The organism is Clostridium facile, assembly GCF_014297275.1.
GTDB classification, from domain to species: domain Bacteria; phylum Bacillota; class Clostridia; order Oscillospirales; family Ruminococcaceae; genus Massilioclostridium; species Massilioclostridium facile.
Map to the genome: position 1 here is coordinate 1,393,921 of NZ_JACOQK010000001.1, position 15,178 is coordinate 1,409,098.

At 40.3% G+C, this 15,178-nt stretch carries 14 protein-coding genes; all 14 read right to left on the reverse strand.

The annotated features are described in order from the left end of the window. Nucleotides 1–94: 94 nt before the first annotated feature. The 14 genes from H8Z77_RS05795 to H8Z77_RS05860 all read right to left on the reverse strand — a co-directional run bounded on the left by H8Z77_RS05795 (nt 95) and on the right by H8Z77_RS05860 (nt 15,176). The gene (locus tag H8Z77_RS05795) at nt 95–3,346 is read right to left on the reverse strand and encodes an FtsX-like permease family protein (RefSeq protein ID WP_186996455.1); all 3,252 of its coding nucleotides are present in this window, start codon (nt 3,344–3,346) and stop codon (nt 95–97) included. 1 nt (nt 3,347) lies between these two features. Continuing rightward, complete coding sequence (locus H8Z77_RS05800; RefSeq protein WP_069988385.1) at nt 3,348–4,049, reverse strand: ABC transporter ATP-binding protein; 702 nt, start codon at nt 4,047–4,049, stop codon at nt 3,348–3,350. A 545-nt stretch (nt 4,050–4,594) separates the two neighbouring features. Beyond that, entirely contained in the window at nt 4,595–5,992 is a 1,398-nt protein-coding gene (locus H8Z77_RS05805; RefSeq protein WP_069988384.1) for an oxaloacetate decarboxylase subunit alpha, read from the reverse strand. 19 nt (nt 5,993–6,011) lie between these two features. Next, nucleotides 6,012–6,365 (reverse strand): biotin/lipoyl-containing protein, encoded by a 354-nt coding sequence (locus H8Z77_RS05810; RefSeq protein ID WP_186996456.1) that lies wholly within the window; start codon nt 6,363–6,365, stop codon nt 6,012–6,014. 48 nt (nt 6,366–6,413) lie between these two features. Then, nucleotides 6,414–7,835 (reverse strand): acyl-CoA carboxylase subunit beta, encoded by a 1,422-nt coding sequence (locus tag H8Z77_RS05815; RefSeq protein ID WP_186996457.1) that lies wholly within the window; start codon nt 7,833–7,835, stop codon nt 6,414–6,416. Nucleotides 7,836–8,625: 790 nt separating this feature from the next. Then, entirely contained in the window at nt 8,626–9,357 is a 732-nt protein-coding gene (locus H8Z77_RS05820; protein WP_069988382.1) for a pseudouridine synthase, read from the reverse strand. Nucleotides 9,358–9,380: 23 nt separating this feature from the next. After that, nucleotides 9,381–10,532: a D-alanyl-D-alanine carboxypeptidase family protein gene (locus H8Z77_RS05825; RefSeq protein ID WP_207725996.1), complete on the reverse strand. Its 1,152-nt coding sequence runs from the start codon at nt 10,530–10,532 to the stop codon at nt 9,381–9,383. A 70-nt stretch (nt 10,533–10,602) separates the two neighbouring features. Next, nucleotides 10,603–10,989, reverse strand: a complete 387-nt coding sequence (gene ytfJ, locus H8Z77_RS05830) for a GerW family sporulation protein (RefSeq protein WP_186996458.1) — start codon at nt 10,987–10,989, stop codon at nt 10,603–10,605. Continuing rightward, nucleotides 10,925–11,740, reverse strand: coding sequence for a DUF2953 domain-containing protein (locus H8Z77_RS05835; protein WP_186996459.1), 816 nt, complete (start codon nt 11,738–11,740; stop codon nt 10,925–10,927). The genes ytfJ and H8Z77_RS05835 overlap by 65 nt, the downstream gene beginning before the upstream one ends. Before the next feature lie 39 nt (nt 11,741–11,779). Continuing rightward, nucleotides 11,780–12,331, reverse strand: a complete 552-nt coding sequence (scpB, locus tag H8Z77_RS05840) for an SMC-Scp complex subunit ScpB (RefSeq protein WP_235843901.1) — start codon at nt 12,329–12,331, stop codon at nt 11,780–11,782. Nucleotides 12,332–12,347: 16 nt separating this feature from the next. Next, nucleotides 12,348–13,064, reverse strand: coding sequence for a segregation and condensation protein A (locus tag H8Z77_RS05845; protein ID WP_069988378.1), 717 nt, complete (start codon nt 13,062–13,064; stop codon nt 12,348–12,350). Nucleotides 13,065–13,075: 11 nt separating this feature from the next. Further along, on the reverse strand, nt 13,076–13,759 hold the full coding sequence (locus H8Z77_RS05850) for a site-2 protease family protein (protein ID WP_069988377.1): 684 nt from the start codon (nt 13,757–13,759) through the stop codon (nt 13,076–13,078). A 72-nt stretch (nt 13,760–13,831) separates the two neighbouring features. Continuing rightward, a complete protein-coding gene (gene rpmB, locus H8Z77_RS05855; RefSeq protein WP_069988376.1) occupies nt 13,832–14,020 on the reverse strand; it encodes a 50S ribosomal protein L28 in 189 nt (62 codons plus the stop codon). A gap of 136 nt (nt 14,021–14,156) precedes the next feature. Then, a complete protein-coding gene (locus H8Z77_RS05860) occupies nt 14,157–15,176 on the reverse strand; it encodes an NAD(P)H-dependent glycerol-3-phosphate dehydrogenase (protein WP_069988375.1) in 1,020 nt (339 codons plus the stop codon). Nucleotides 15,177–15,178 lie beyond the last annotated feature (2 nt).

Genomic DNA, 15,178 nt, shown 5'->3' on the forward strand with positions numbered 1-15,178 from the left:
TAACTCATTTTGAATTTTAATAGAATTTAATGCTACATAAAAAAACCGCTGTCCTCAATGAAATGGCTGGACAGCGGTTTTTTAGATACTTTGATTAATCTACTGATTTTAAACTCTCTACCATAGAAATTTTCTTTAATTTTCTGGACATTACCAAGTTTACCAAGATAGAGAACAAAATGGTTAATAAAATGGAATAGATGTAACTCATAAAGTGAACTGTTCGTCCAAACATAACCATATCCACTTCCACTGTTTGAATGACAAACAGATGCAGGAATACGCCAAATACCAACCCTACTGCTACCCCAAGTATCGTTAACAAAGTGGTTTCCCGATAGACATAGGCGCTTACTTCACGGTCATAGAACCCCAGCACTTTTATAGTTGCCAGTTCCCTCTGTCGTTCTGTAATATTAATGTTGGTCAGGTTGTATAGTACGACAAATGCCAATAATCCTGCGCAAATAATCAATACTAAAATAATATAATCAAGGCTTTGGATTGTTTTCGCGAACTGTTGGCTAATATTATCCAAAAACTGTACCGTACTGATATCAGGCTGCTGCAATAAATCCTCCGAAATTTTTTCATGCTCTTGTTCATCATCAGAAGCGCAAATTGCTAAAACCTGATTGTTTGCTGGCAATTCCCCCATTGTGTCTTCATATAGCTCAGGCGCAATATAGATGTAATGGGAAACATAGTTTTCTGTAACACCAGTAATGGTAAACTCCTTTTGCTGATTTTGGCTGTTTTCCAGATGAATTTTATCTCCAACCCCCAGATCAAACAGTTTGGACATTTTTTCTGTAATTACTACAGAATCCTGGTTAAATTCTACTTCTTTTTTCCCAAGACGAGTCTGTAACGTAACCATATCTGTCAATTTATCCGTTTGTTCTGGTATCAATAAATTTACATTTAATGTGGTATTATTCTCGGTAAGCTCCATTGCCTTGCTATAAATGGGAAGATAGGTAGAAAAATACTCCGCATCCTGTAGTTTCTCCCTTGTTTCCTGACTGACTTCATCTTTTAAAGAAATCGTCATATCATAATGATAAATTTTACCATATTGATTGTCTATGACACCGGAAACAGAATCCTTTACACCAAAGCCAGTCAGAAGTAAGGCGGTACATCCCGCTATTCCAATTACTGTCATAAAAAGGCGTTTTTTATACCGGAATAAGTTCCTTGCGGTTACTTTATGGGAAAAGCTGAGATGGGACCAAATAGGTGTAATCCGTTCCAGTAAAATACGCTTTCCGGCCTTAGGCGCCTTGGGAAGCATCAAAGAAGCTGGTGTTTCGGACAAGGAGGAACGGCATGCAAAGAAGGTAGCCCCCAATGTACACAATGCCGCAGCGAAACCTCCTATCAGGGAAAATTTCAGCGAGATTGGAGCAATAATCCCCGGTGCAGTGTATAAAATCCGATAAGAATTCCAACATACAACAGGCAATACCTTCGAACAAACAATAATCCCCACAACACTGCCTAAAACTGTCGCCAAAGCCGCATAAATCAAGTATTTGGACATAATTTTAAGGTTACTATAGCCCAGGGCTTTGTAAGTGCCAATCACTACACGCTCTTCTTCTACCATACGGGTCATCGTTGTTAATGCAACCAGTGCTGCCACCAAGAAAAAGATAATGGGGAATACTTTGGACAACGAGTCAAAACGATCCGCATCGCCTTCAAAGCTGGCAAACCCTACGTTGGTATGGCGGTCCAATACATACCATTCCGGTTCTACAATGCTATCAATTTGCCGCTGTGCCTCGTCCAGTTTTGCTTGAGCCGCCTGAAATTCCGATTGTGCTTTTTCCGCGTTGGCGTTGTATTCTTCCCAACCAGAAGTCAATTCTGCTTCCGCGGATTCAATCTGTCCAGCTCCACTTTCATAAAGTTGTTTTGCCTGATCCAGCTGAGAATTTGCGGAACTCAATTGGTCTTTTGAAGTTTGCAGTTCTTGTTTTGCACCAGAAAACTGTGCATCCGCATCAGCCCGCTGCTTGGCCAACAACTGTTTTCCCTGTTCAATCTGGGCTGTTGCTTGGTCATATTGGTCAACCTGTGTTTGTAATTCCGCAATCTTGTTTTCCAAAGAATCCGCTGTTTGTTGCAACTGGGCCGCTAACTCAGTATTACCTGTCTGATTTGCTTGATCTATTTGTTTCTGGATTCCCTCTTTAACCTTTGTTAAAACATCAATAGAACCCCGTGCAACCGCAATTTCAGTGGAATGGCTATTAAGTTCTGATTCTGACCGATCCAATTCAGCCTGAGCGTCATCCAACTGTCGATACACTTCATCCTTTGTATCATAAAATTGAAAAACCCCATCAATATATTCCATTTGCCCTTGATAAAGCTGGTCGGAATGATCATCAATCTGTTTTTTGGCGCTTTCCAGATTGTCTTTTTGGGTTTGTAATTCCTGGTCTCCAGATTCTAACTGTTGCCTTGCTTGTGCTAGCTGCGCCTCTGTATCCTGTTTTGTTTGATTAAATTCAGCTTTTTGCTGATCCAATGTTTGCTGTGCTTCCTGTTTGATTTCTTCTAAACGAATCAGCGTCCGTTCTTTCGCCAACTCTTCCACTTTATTCGCTGCTTGTTCCACTAGATCATCGTATTCTTCTGTAAAAGCGGAAAGCTCAGCTGCTCCATTTACTGTCATAAAAATTTCAGTATAGGCTGGCTGGTTAAAATCATCTGAAAGTACATACATAAATTGATCTAGCGTACCGCTGCCAATATCCGAACTACCTAGGGAAAAAGAAATATAGTAAGGGGATTCCACAATCCCAACAACTTGAAACTCTGTATGATTTAAGACCTCATTTAAATCCTGATCAGGATTGGTGACGGTTATGGTTTTCCCCAATAATTCTTCTGTGGAATACATCGTGTTGGTACTAATAACGCATTCCCCACCTTTTTCTGGCCAGCGTCCATCCGTCAAAATAGGACGGTTCATGCTATCCTCATCTTGAAAATCCTCCGCAAGGGAATGCACCCGGATGACAGTATCTTTTTGGTCAATTTTACTGTTAACATCTACTGTATAAGCCGGCATCACCTGGTCGATTTCCTCCAAGGATTCCAATGCTTCAATGTCGCCATCTGTAAACCCCATGGTAGAAATTCCATGAAGATCCATCACATGCTGTTCATCAAAATAATGGTCAATCGTCAGCCGCATATCAGGCGCTATACTACGCAAAGACGCATAAAACCCCGCTCCCAATGCCACGATAATAAATATGGCCCAGAAACGGCTCATAGAGCGTGTGATAGAACGGCGTATTTCTTTTGTAAACGCCTTAGTTCTCATCCTACCACTCAATCCTTTCTGCGGAAACTGGATTTGGGTTTAATTGCATGTCCACCACTTTCCCGCTGTTAATTTTAATAATACGGTCAGCCAAAGCGGTAAATGCCTGGTTATGGGTAATGACAATTACGGTTCTGCCAGTGTTCCGACAGGTATCCTGTAACAGTTTTAAAATTGCCTTCCCTGTTTTATAGTCCAATGCCCCCGTTGGTTCATCACACAGTAATAATTTTGGATTTTTTGCCAATGCACGGGCGATAGCAACACGTTGCTGCTCTCCACCGGAAAGTTGCGCTGGAAAGTTATTCATACGGTGCGATAATCCAACTTCTTCTAATACTTGACGGGCATCCAAAGGATTTTTGCAGATTTGGGAAGCCAGCTCTACGTTTTCCAACGCAGTTAAATTCTGCACCAAATTATAAAATTGGAATACAAACCCAATATCATACCTGCGGTATTCAATCAATTGTTTTGGCGTATAATTGCTGATCTGTTTTCCATCTAAGACAATGGTTCCCCCTGTACAAGTATCCATACCGCCCAACATATTTAATACTGTGGTTTTTCCTGCCCCACTAGGGCCAACAATAATGACAAATTCCCCTTTTTCTATTTCAAATGTAATGCCATCTGCTGCGGCTATGGTAGTTTCACCCATTCGATACAGTTTCGTTACCTCTTTAAATGTGACAAATGACATTTTATCCGCTCCTTCAACCTCAAAAACTGAGTTCTTCTTTATGTTATTATAGCATATTAAGGTAATCTATTTATCTTTTTTTCAAAAATAATTCATGAACTCTCGTATATTTCTTTATGAAACTGTAAATTTTTAAACAAAAATTCGTTATATTGTATACTATATAATTACAAAAATGTCGTTTAGAAATTTTATTTTTGATTTTTATTATTAGCTATCATATATAAACCAGCGACAAGACCACTGCTTGAACCGATGAATCGGTAGCTTGCATCCTCTAAAAGGATCTGCTACTGGCTTTACCCCAATAATGGGTGGTATTGCATTACATGCACTGCCCTCCGTAAACGAGACAAAAATAGTACTATTTTAAAACTTCGCTATCCTTTTTGTACTGCCTTTCCCTTTTCAGTTCACATAAAGTTCTCCCTTATCATTGTTGTATACTCTTTTTCTTTCCCCAGTAAAAATGGGGTTTTTCCACATCAAAAGACACCATAGAAAAAACCCTGAACAAAATTTGTTCAGGGTTTTGGTTTGCAATATTATACTGGATGAACTTTATTTGCTGCGTCCAAGTGATCACCATCAATACCATATTTTTTATTGCGGCGGTTTTCAAAGAACTTTGTAGCAACTTGTCCAAACTGAGCATAGCTCAATACGTCTTCTTCTTGTTCTGTCCATTCTGCGCATTCTTTTCTCAATTTATCCAATTCTGGTTCCAACAGATCAGCAGGACGGCAAGTAATAGGTTCTTCCCCGCCACAGATTTTTTCTCTGAATTTTGGATCAATTGGGCATGGAGTTGTACCATATTCACCACGAACCAGACCTTTAAACTCTTTTGTAACCATTTTATAGCGTTCGCCCATGATTACATTGAATACAGCCTGTGTCCCTACAATCTGAGAGGTTGGTGTTACCAGTGGAGGCATACCGGAATCAGCACGCACTCTTGGTACTTCTTTTAATACATCGGTCAATTGATCTTCTTTTCCAGCTTGTTTCAATTGGGATAACAGATTGGATAACATACCACCTGGAACCTGGTAAATCAAAGCATTTACATCGGTAGCCAACATCTTTGGATCCAACAGACCGGAATCCAGATATTTCTGTCTTAAAGTCATGAAATAATCGCGGATTTCACTCAACAATACCAAATCCAAGCCGGTATCATATTCTGTACCCTGGAATGCGGCAACAATGGATTCTGTTGGAGCATGAGAAGTACCCAGCGCCAATGGGGACATTGCAGTATCCACAATATCCACGCCAGCTTCTACTGCTTTCATGATACACATGGAAGCCAAACCAGAAGTATAGTGGGTATGCAGCTGGATTGGAATTTTAACCGCGGATTTTAAATCTTTAACCAAAGAAGCTGCCTCATATGGAGTTAACAGAGCGGCCATATCTTTGATACAGATAGAGTCAGCGCCTTCGGATTCAATCTGTTTTGCATAATTCATATAATACTCATGGGTAAATACTTCACCCAAAGTATAGGAAATTGCAACCTGTGCATGTGCGCCTTCTTTTTTAGCGGCTTTAATTGCGGTTCTCAAGTTTTTAATATCGTTTAACGCATCAAAAATACGAATAATATCAATTCCGTTTGCAATAGAACGTTGTACAAAATATTCCAAAACATCATCCGCATAGTGACGATAACCTAACATATTCTGGCCACGGAACAACATTTGCAGTTTTGTATTTGGCATTTCACGTCTAATCACACGTAATCTTTCCCATGGGTCTTCATCTAAGAATCTCAAGCAAGCGTCAAAAGTAGCCCCACCCCAAACCTCACAGGAATGGAATCCTACCTTATCCATCTTACCTAAAATAGGAAGCATTTCATCAAGTCTCATACGAGTAGCGATCAAAGACTGGTGGGCATCACGCAAAACGGTTTCTGTAATTTTAACCTTTGCCATTGTTTCCCCTCCTTATTAATTAAGCAATTGTAGCAATAACATCGTTGGAGTTAACAGTGTCTCCTTTATTTACCAGAATAGAAGATACTGTACCGTCAACAGGAGCAACAATTTCATTTTCCATTTTCATTGCTTCCAAAATAACAATAACATCACCAGCTTTTACAGTAGCGCCTTGTGCTACTTTTACATCTAAGATAGTACCTGGCATTGGAGCGTTTACTTCAGCACCTTCTCCTTTTGCTGGCGCAGCTGCTGGAGCTGGTGCAGGAGCAGCAGCTTTTGGAGCTGGTGCTGGTGCAGCGCCTGCTGCCACTTCATCAACAGTTACATCATATGCAGTACCATTTACAGTGATATTAAATCTTTTCATTAGAAATTCCTCCATAAATCAAGTTCAAATTTATTCAAAGCCATTCTATTACAGTGGCATGTTACCATGTTTTTTTGGTAATTTAGATACGCGTTTCCCTGCCAACATATCCAAAGCACAAATTACTGTGTTTCTGGTTTCTTCTGGCAAAATTACGTTATCTAAATAGCCATCTTTTGCAGCTTCAAAAGGAGAAGCCAAAGTGTTTTTATATTCTTCTACCAGTTCAGCTCTAGCAGTGGACAGGTTTTTTGCTCCTGCCAGTTTTTCATGCCATAGCAGTTCTACTGATGTTTCTGGTTTTAAAGCGGAAATCGATGCGCCAGCCCAAGCAACTGCAACATCTGCGTTGGAACTTTTACCAGCTAACATGGTATAAGCAGGTCCGTAAGCTTCTCCTGTTACAACACTTACTTTAGCGGTAGTTGCCTCTGCATAAGCATGGGCTAATTTCGCCATTTCACGGATGCTTCCAGCCAATTCTGTCGCCAAGGAAACTTCAAATCCTTTGGTATCTACAAAGGTCACGATTGGTAAGTTAAAGGCATCACAAAAACGCACAAAACGGGCTGCTTTATTTGCACCTGCTGCACAAATTGGAGTGGATTTATCAGTTGCTACCACACCAACTGGATTGCCAGCAATGGTAGCCAAAGCAGTAACCATACAAGCCCCAAACCCAGGCTGTAATTCTACCAGACTATCTACGTCAGCAACAGCATTGATTACTTCTTTTGCGGAACTATTTGCTGTAACAGCAACTTCGTTTGCAGCAAAATCAAAAATTGGAGCGATAGAAAGGTTATTGGATGGCAACATACCAATCACTTTACGCGCAGATTCGATTGCGGCAGCGTCATCAGCAGCTACCAAATGAACCGCACCGGAAGCTTCTGCTGCTTTTGCAGTACCAGCCAAGGCAGCATCTTCCCCATTGGCGGCAGCTGTAAATGGTGCTGTTAAAAAGAATTCTGCTTTTTCAGACATAATCACAACGTCAGCGCTGCATGCGATCATTGCCATATTTCCTGCACAAGTACCTAATACCAAAGAAATTTGAGGAACAACGCCGGAAAGGTTATTTACTGCCAGCATAATTTCGCCATAAGCGCCCAGGGCATCCATCCCCTCGGTTAATTTAGCGCCGTTGGAATCATAAATACCAACTACTGGAGAACCAGTTTTTGCTGCCAAATCATAGATTTTTTTAATTTTTTTAGCGTGGGCTGCTGTAACCGCACCGGACTCTGCTGTAATATCTTGAGAAAACGCATAAACAGGGTTCCCATCAACATAACCATAGCCTGTTACAACACCGCAAGCTTGGCCGTCAGCGGCAGTAGCAAATGCGTCCAGTTCAACAAAACTGCTTTCATCAAACAAAGAGGCTAATCTTTCTTTGGCTGGAGCGGTTTCATTCATTTTTTTCCGGAAATCAGCGAGCTTCTGCATTTTGATTTCTGAACTCATTTTTGTTCCTCCATTCTAAAATTTTCTAACACTATAAATACGAATGGTGGCAATTCTTTTAAAATTCCAATAGAATCTTAATATAAAACGCCATTCTTCGCCATTTTAACTATTAAATATTATACCTTAATGTGATAAAAATAACAAGCCTTTCCCAGAAAAAAAGTAAAAATATCGGGGAAAACCATTTACTCTTTTCTAGTTATAGTAGTTTGTAATATTTTATCATTGCACTTATTTTTTCTCCCGTTCAACATTTTTATAAACCGATATGAAATACCAATAAATATAGCTGACCTCACTGATTTAAAATGTATTAAAAAATAATCACTCTAAATCTATTGGTTTTCCTATTACAGTAACCCCTCTTTCCTACCGTATATCGCTCAAACCTTACACAGATTACTATTTTATAACAATATTCCAATATTTATTTAAATTTATAATACCATCTCTTTATAAATTTAAATTTTATCTCGAAAAAATATATATTAACTCAGCAGTTTCAATTTTGCCTTGTTCTTTATTGCGAGTATTGGTTACCATATTATCTAAATTACATAATTAACAGTTAGTCTACAACCGTTTTACCAAATAAAGCAATCGCCATCTTATTTGCTGCATATCACACCTATCAATAAATCAGTAGTCTACACTATTGAGTTTCTTACAAACGATTACAAAGTATTTTTTCAAAACTCCGCTACGAAATAAAAACTTTTTAAGGCTGAGATGACTACATTGGACAGTAAAAAAAGGGATATGGCAAATAAGCCATATCCCCTAACGATTATGGGCGTTTTATTGCGGTGCGTAGTGCTTTCAATTCTTCGGTAGTCAAATCACGATAGGTTCCTGGTTTTAACATGCCAAGCTTGATTGGACCCATTGCGGTACGTTTTAAACGGGCCACCTCTAAACCAACAGCTTCCATCATTTTACGGATTTGCCTGTTTCTCCCTTCCCGGATGATTACCTCTAATACAACACGATTTGGTTCTTTGCTCAATACCAGCACTTGAGCAGGAGCCGTTTTCCTTCCGTCAATTACAACACCTTCTGCTAACTGTGCAGCCTGTTCATCTGTAATATCCGGTCGAACTGTAACACGGTAAGTTTTTGTCACGTGCCGGCTTGGATGCATCATATCATTGGCAAAATTCCCATCATTAGTAAACAGCAACAGCCCTTCGGAATTCACGTCCAAACGCCCAACTGGGTAAAGGCGCTCCTCAATATCATCAATCAAATCAGCAACGCATCTGCGGCCTTTTTCATCCGACATAGTAGTCACATACCCACGGGGCTTATACATCATAATATAGCGATAAGAACGTTTCCGTTCCAAATAGATCTTTTCATCATCAACGGTAACCAAATCTTTATAAGGGTTGGCTTTATCCCCTATACCTGCGGTTCTGCCATTTACTTTTACCCGTTTTTGGGCAATCAATTCTTCTGCTTTCCTACGGGAACAAAACCCGCTTTCCGCAATAATCTTTTGTAGTCTAACCTTTTCCAAACAACTTCCTCCAATTTAACATTTTATCCAAATAAGGCGGAAACCCAATTACAAAACCGCTGCCATTGGGCTTTGCATTTCTCCCAAAAACTCATATCAGGCGGAGTTGTGTCTTGTACTACAGCTCCATTTGCTGTAAGAGGGGTTTCCCCAATCTGTTTGCCATCCAGCCGATAAATAATCGAACCCAATACTTCTCCAGAAGTAATAGGAGCATAATAAAACTGCTTTAAATGGATTTCTGATTCCACTCGTGCCAGTTCCTCCTGTGTTAGGTTACATTGGATTGGCTGTGCCGCCAGTTCTACACAGGAAGACATTCCCCCTACCACTGTTGCTTTTGAAAGTTCCGGTATCGGCAATTCCACCAACTGAGAAACGGAAAAGCCATAATCCAGCATCTGCTTATGATCCTGCCAATCATTTGGCGCCTTTAATGTGACAGCAATCAACCGGATTCCATCCCGCTCTGCCGCAGATACCAAACATCTGCCAGATTTTTTTGTAAAACCGGTTTTTACACCAATGGCTCCTTGGTATTCTTTTAATAGCCGGTTGTGGTTAGTCATCCAACGAGTATAAGGTAGATTTCCATACTCCACTTTTGCCTTATACGAAGAGCAGATTTCTAAAAAATCAGCATTTTTTAATGCTTCCTGTGCCAACTTTGCCATGTCTGCTGCTGTGGAATAGTGATCATCTTGATCCAATCCAGAAGGGGTAGAAAAATGGGTATTCTCCATCCCTATCTGTTTTGCTCGTTGGTTCATCAATTCTGTAAAGCCTTCGATAGAACCTCCAATATGTACTGCCGCCATATTAGCGGCATCGTTGCCAGACTGCAACAACATCCCATAGGCAAGCGCACGCAAAGAAACCTGGTCTCCGGATTGCAGCCCCATGGAACTTCCTTCCACTTGGATTGCTTTATCATCCACAGTAAAATATTCATCTAAATTTTCCTGTTCCAAGGTAAGCAAAGCCGTCATTATTTTAGTAGTACTTGCCATGGAAAGCTGTTCATTTTCATTTTTAGCATACAACACTCGGCCTGTATCCGCAGCAATTAAAATTGCCGCATGGGCGGAAACACTAGGTTGCCCTGCTGATACAGGAAAAGGAAACAAAAACAAGGCAGCAAGCATCACTGCCAGAAACCGCTTTAATTTTATCATCATATCACCTGCATTTACCAAGTCTTTTTTAGTGTATGCAGGAAATAGATTGTCCTAACTCAAAAACGGATTATTTTTCGTCTGTATCCTCTTTTTTCTTGGAGAACATGCTAGAAAACTTCTCCAGCAAACCTGGAACAGCCTCAATAATGTGTCCAGCAGTAGAATCGCCATCGCTCATCTGCAATAGCTTAACATCACCTTGGAAAACTACCAAAAATGCTAATGGCTGAATTGAAATCCCGGCACCAGCTCCACCGCCAAATAAGTCTCGGTCCCTTTTGTTTGGAAAATCTGAACCACCTGATCCAAACCCAAAACTTACTTTAGAAACAGGGATAATTACTGTGCCATCCGGTGTGGTAATCGGATCTCCAATAATCGTATTGACATCAATCATTTCCCTGATTTTTTCCATGGATGTGCCTAACATTCCCTCGATTGGATGTTGACTCATTTTGAACACCGCCTTTTTCTGTTTGTGATTTTTGTATTGTTTGTGTTAAATATAGCCATAAATAGCGTAAAATAAACGCCAAAGCTGCATATACACGCAAATTTAATTGTCCACTGATCTTTGTCAACGGTTTTTGCTGCCAAAAATCTGGTTCTATCCGTAACGATTTTAACTCAATTTTTAATATGTTTCTGCATACAGCCAGACAGCCACTGACGATACCCCACATTCTTCCGTAAGAAATTGCAGTCTCCGCCGCATCCTCTTCTGCTACCCGAATATAAATCCGTAAATTTGTCACATGGAACCTGCGGATCAACTTTTTGAACGGCTCTGGCAATGGGCGAATAAAATCCAATATCATCTGAATTTTATCCAAAATAGACTGCTTTTCTTTGGAGGGCTTGTCTTGTTTTGATTCATTCTGGTGGGCATTTTTTGTTTCAGGAGAGGAAAGCTGTTTCCCTTTTTGCTTATTGTTTCTTTCATAAGAATCCTTGCTTTGCCCTATATCAGAAGGCTTCCTTTCTTCTTCAGCAAAGCTCGTCTTTTTTTTCTGAACTGTTTCCGCTTGATTTGATGAAGCAGGTTCTTCCTCCTCATCCTCACTGGAAAACAGCTTCTTTTTAAAAAATAGTATTTTTAAAGAAACCTGGTACTCTTCATTTTCCAACCAAAACGACAAAGAAACCTTTATAGACAATAATAGCAGGAGAAACAGCAAAACGCAAAGCAAAATTATTTTCCACATTGCTACCGCCCCCTGTCTCTGAGGTTATATCTGATCTTCTTACTCCTGTTCTACTGTTTCTTCCAGTTGTTTTACAGCTGGAAGATCATCCAACGTTTTCAAATCAAATGTCCGTAAAAACACATCGGTTGTCCGATAAGAAATCGGCCGCCCAGGAAGATCAAGGCGTCCTGCTTCTTCTACCAGACCCTTTTCCACTAAATTATTGACAATCTGCCCGCTATTTACACCACGAACCTGCTCAATAAATCCCTTGGTTACTGGCTGATTATAGGCAATAATAGCCAAAACTTCCATAGAAACCGGAGAAAGTGGCAAATCCCTTTTCACCGCAATTGCCTTTTTAATCTCTTGAGCAAACGCTTTTTTGGTACACAATTGAACATGGTCATCCATCTGTATTAATTCAATGCCACGGTTTTTTCGCTGATATTGCTTTTGCAGCTCTTCCATCTGCTGCCAACAGGCAGCCTTATCAATCCCCAAAATTTCGGCCAACTTGGAAACTGGCATTGGGTCCCCATAGGCAAATAGAATTGCCTCTATCCTTGCCTGATAACTTACCATATGTGTTTGAATATATTGTTCCATCCAATCCTCCTATGGTTTAAGACTGTTGCTGCCTGGTACGGTCAAATAAAACATATTGGTTATCCGAACTTATCCTAATCCGTTTTGATTTAATCAGTTCCAACATGGCCAAAAAGGTTGCCACCATTTCGGAACGTTCTCCGCTGGCAAAAAAGTCCTGGTAGGGCATTTTTCCATTTCGATATAAATGGCGTAGCACATACATAACACGGGAAGTAATTGACACCACTTTATGTTCTACAATCCCGCTAAACGCAGATTTTGGCGGAGGCTTTAGCCGTTTCACCTTATTTAATACCACCTGATACATAAGCCGGATTTCTTCTGGTTCATGGCGGTGGCTATACGATTCTGTTGAAGATTCTAATTTTTCTGGAGTCCTAGAAAAAATCTGCCCCCATAAACTCAATTGAGATAGTTGTTGGGCAGCTAACTTGACCATTTGTAATTCCAACAGCTGGCCTGTTAATTCCCGTTTTAGTTGCTCCTCCTCTTCTTTATCTTCTGGCAACAAAGAACAGGTTTTCATATAAACTAAGCGGGCGGCCATTTCTAAAAACTCACTGGTAACCTCCATATCTGCTGCTTTCATATCGTTAATATAGTTTAAATATTGCTCTAATAAGCTGGAGATTTCAATATCATAAATATTTAACTTATGTTTGCTGATTAAATGCAACAATAAGTCCATTGGACCTTCAAATTTTTCCAGTTTAAATTGTAGTTTTTCCATACAATCCCCGTCTATAGCTTGAACAATATCCGTAACACAATTTCTACAAATCCTGTTAAGTGTATTAACAGGTTAGCAATGACACTTTGCAGCCAGGAAAGAGGTCCCTGCAATGCTCCAACCAAAAGTAATACAACTATAATTATCATACCATAACGCTCATATTTAAGCAATGTAAAATAGGTGCGTTGTGGCAGGAATACCCCTAAAATTTTAAACCCATCATTTGGCGGAATAGGCAACAGGTTAAAGATCATTAAGGTAATATTAATCAATACTGCGCTATAAAAAACTGTGCGTAAAACATACAATACCATACTGCCCGGCATTACCGCATAAGCATAAAAACAAATTTTATAACCAATCATCGCAAAAAATGCCAAGATGAAGTTGGACAATGGCCCGGCAAGGGAAACCAGCACAATATCCCGTTTTGGTTTTTTAAAATACCTTGGGTCAATCGGCACTGGTTTCGCCCATCCAACATGGACCAAAAACAGCGCAATTGTACCAAACAAATCAAAATGTTTAAACGGGTTTAAGGTTAAACGCCCGGCATTTTTGGCAGTTGGATCCCCCAACCAGTAAGCGACCAACCCATGGGAAACCTCATGGACAGGAATGGAGGTAAACAATACTAGAGCAAATGCTAGAAGCTGGATTAAATATTCCAATGCTTGTGATTGTGTTAACATGAAAAAACACCCCATAAAGAGATTTGGCACCCTCCAATGGATGAAGAGTGCCAATCAATAAAAACTGAATCATTAGATTGCGCGGTTAACTTTATTAGAACGCAAGCAACGGGTGCAAGCATAAATGTGGCATGGTTTACCATCAACTATAGCTTTTACGCGTTTTACATTCGGTTTCCAAGTTCTGTTTGAACGTCTGTGTGAGTGGGAAACCTTAATTCCGAAAGTGACACCTTTTCCGCAGATATCGCATTTTGCCATGGATTCGCACCTCCTTAGCCTTATCCTTAAATTCATACACAATGAATTTATATTAGCATATTTTGTTTAAAAATGCAAGTATTTTTTTCATTTTTGTTATTACAGCTACAAATTATAGCATATAAAACAATAAATGTCAAATCGAATGGCTGTCAAACCAAATTTTTTCGCTTTCGTGTTTGGTCGGGCGACCCATTAAATCATTCAAAGCTTTCTGGGTATTCTTTCCTTTGTACAATACCTGGTAGAGTTCCTCTGTAATCGGCATATCTACCTGATATGTTTTCGCCAAATCATGGCCGGTTTTGGTGGCAATATAGCCTTCCACTGTCATCCCTACCCGTTCAATTGCCTCCTTGGCGGATAATCCTTTCCCTATCAGGATACCTGCCCGCCGGTTACGGCTGTGCATACTGGTACAGGTAACAATCAAGTCGCCAATTCCAGATAACCCCGCAAAGGTCTCTGGTTTTGCCCCTAAAGCTGTCCCCAATCGGGAAATCTCTGTAATTCCCCTGGTCATCAAAGCGGCTTTTGTATTATCTCCCAAATCCAAACCATCACAAACACCAGCGCAAAGGGCAATGATGTTTTTCAACGCTCCTCCAATCTCTACTCCAATGATATCCTCATTGACATAGATACGCAGGGTATTTGTTGTTAAAGTATCCTGAACCAATTCTGCCGCATGGATATTGGTGGAAGCTGCCACAATCGTCGTTGGCACCCCTCTAGCAATTTCTTCTGCATGGGAAGGTCCGGACAATGCCACAAAATCATGGTTTGGAATTTCTTCGCAGATTACCTGGGATAGACGTTTTAAGGTACCATCTTCAAAGCCTTTCGCAACATTCACTAAAACTGTATCTTTTCCTACCTGTGGGGCGACGGTTTTTGCCACACTCCGCATATAGACAGAAGCAACAGCAAAAATCACGAATTCACTTCCCGCAATATCCTGAATATCAGTCGTCAAATTAATCTGTGGGTTTACCGGAATCCCTGGCAATAATCTTTTATTTTCCCCATGCTGGCGGATATCCTCAATTTCGCTGGGGACCGCAGACCACAATGTTACATCATGCCCACACTGGTCTGCAGTAACAGCCAAAGAAGTTCCAAAACCTCCTGCGCCGATAATAGCTATTTTTGCCATAA

Bases quoted from the DNA above. Each gene is read 5' to 3' on its own strand.
- H8Z77_RS05795 (WP_186996455.1), bottom strand. From the start codon at position 3,346: ATGAGAACTAAGGCGTTTACAAAAGAAATACGCCGTTCTATCACACGC.
- H8Z77_RS05800 (WP_069988385.1), bottom strand. From the start codon at position 4,049: ATGTCATTTGTCACATTTAAAGAGGTAACGAAACTGTATCGAATGGGT.
- H8Z77_RS05805 (WP_069988384.1), bottom strand. From the start codon at position 5,992: ATGGCAAAGGTTAAAATTACAGAAACCGTTTTGCGTGATGCCCACCAG.
- H8Z77_RS05810 (WP_186996456.1), bottom strand. From the start codon at position 6,365: ATGAAAAGATTTAATATCACTGTAAATGGTACTGCATATGATGTAACT.
- H8Z77_RS05815 (WP_186996457.1), bottom strand. From the start codon at position 7,835: ATGAGTTCAGAAATCAAAATGCAGAAGCTCGCTGATTTCCGGAAAAAA.
- H8Z77_RS05825 (WP_207725996.1), bottom strand. From the start codon at position 10,532: ATGATAAAATTAAAGCGGTTTCTGGCAGTGATGCTTGCTGCCTTGTTT.
- ytfJ (WP_186996458.1), bottom strand. From the start codon at position 10,989: ATGAGTCAACATCCAATCGAGGGAATGTTAGGCACATCCATGGAAAAA.
- H8Z77_RS05835 (WP_186996459.1), bottom strand. From the start codon at position 11,740: ATGTGGAAAATAATTTTGCTTTGCGTTTTGCTGTTTCTCCTGCTATTA.
- scpB (WP_235843901.1), bottom strand. From the start codon at position 12,331: ATGGAACAATATATTCAAACACATATGGTAAGTTATCAGGCAAGGATA.
- H8Z77_RS05845 (WP_069988378.1), bottom strand. From the start codon at position 13,064: ATGGAAAAACTACAATTTAAACTGGAAAAATTTGAAGGTCCAATGGAC.
- H8Z77_RS05850 (WP_069988377.1), bottom strand. From the start codon at position 13,759: ATGTTAACACAATCACAAGCATTGGAATATTTAATCCAGCTTCTAGCA.
- rpmB (WP_069988376.1), bottom strand. From the start codon at position 14,020: ATGGCAAAATGCGATATCTGCGGAAAAGGTGTCACTTTCGGAATTAAG.
- H8Z77_RS05860 (WP_069988375.1), bottom strand. From the start codon at position 15,176: ATGGCAAAAATAGCTATTATCGGCGCAGGAGGTTTTGGAACTTCTTTG.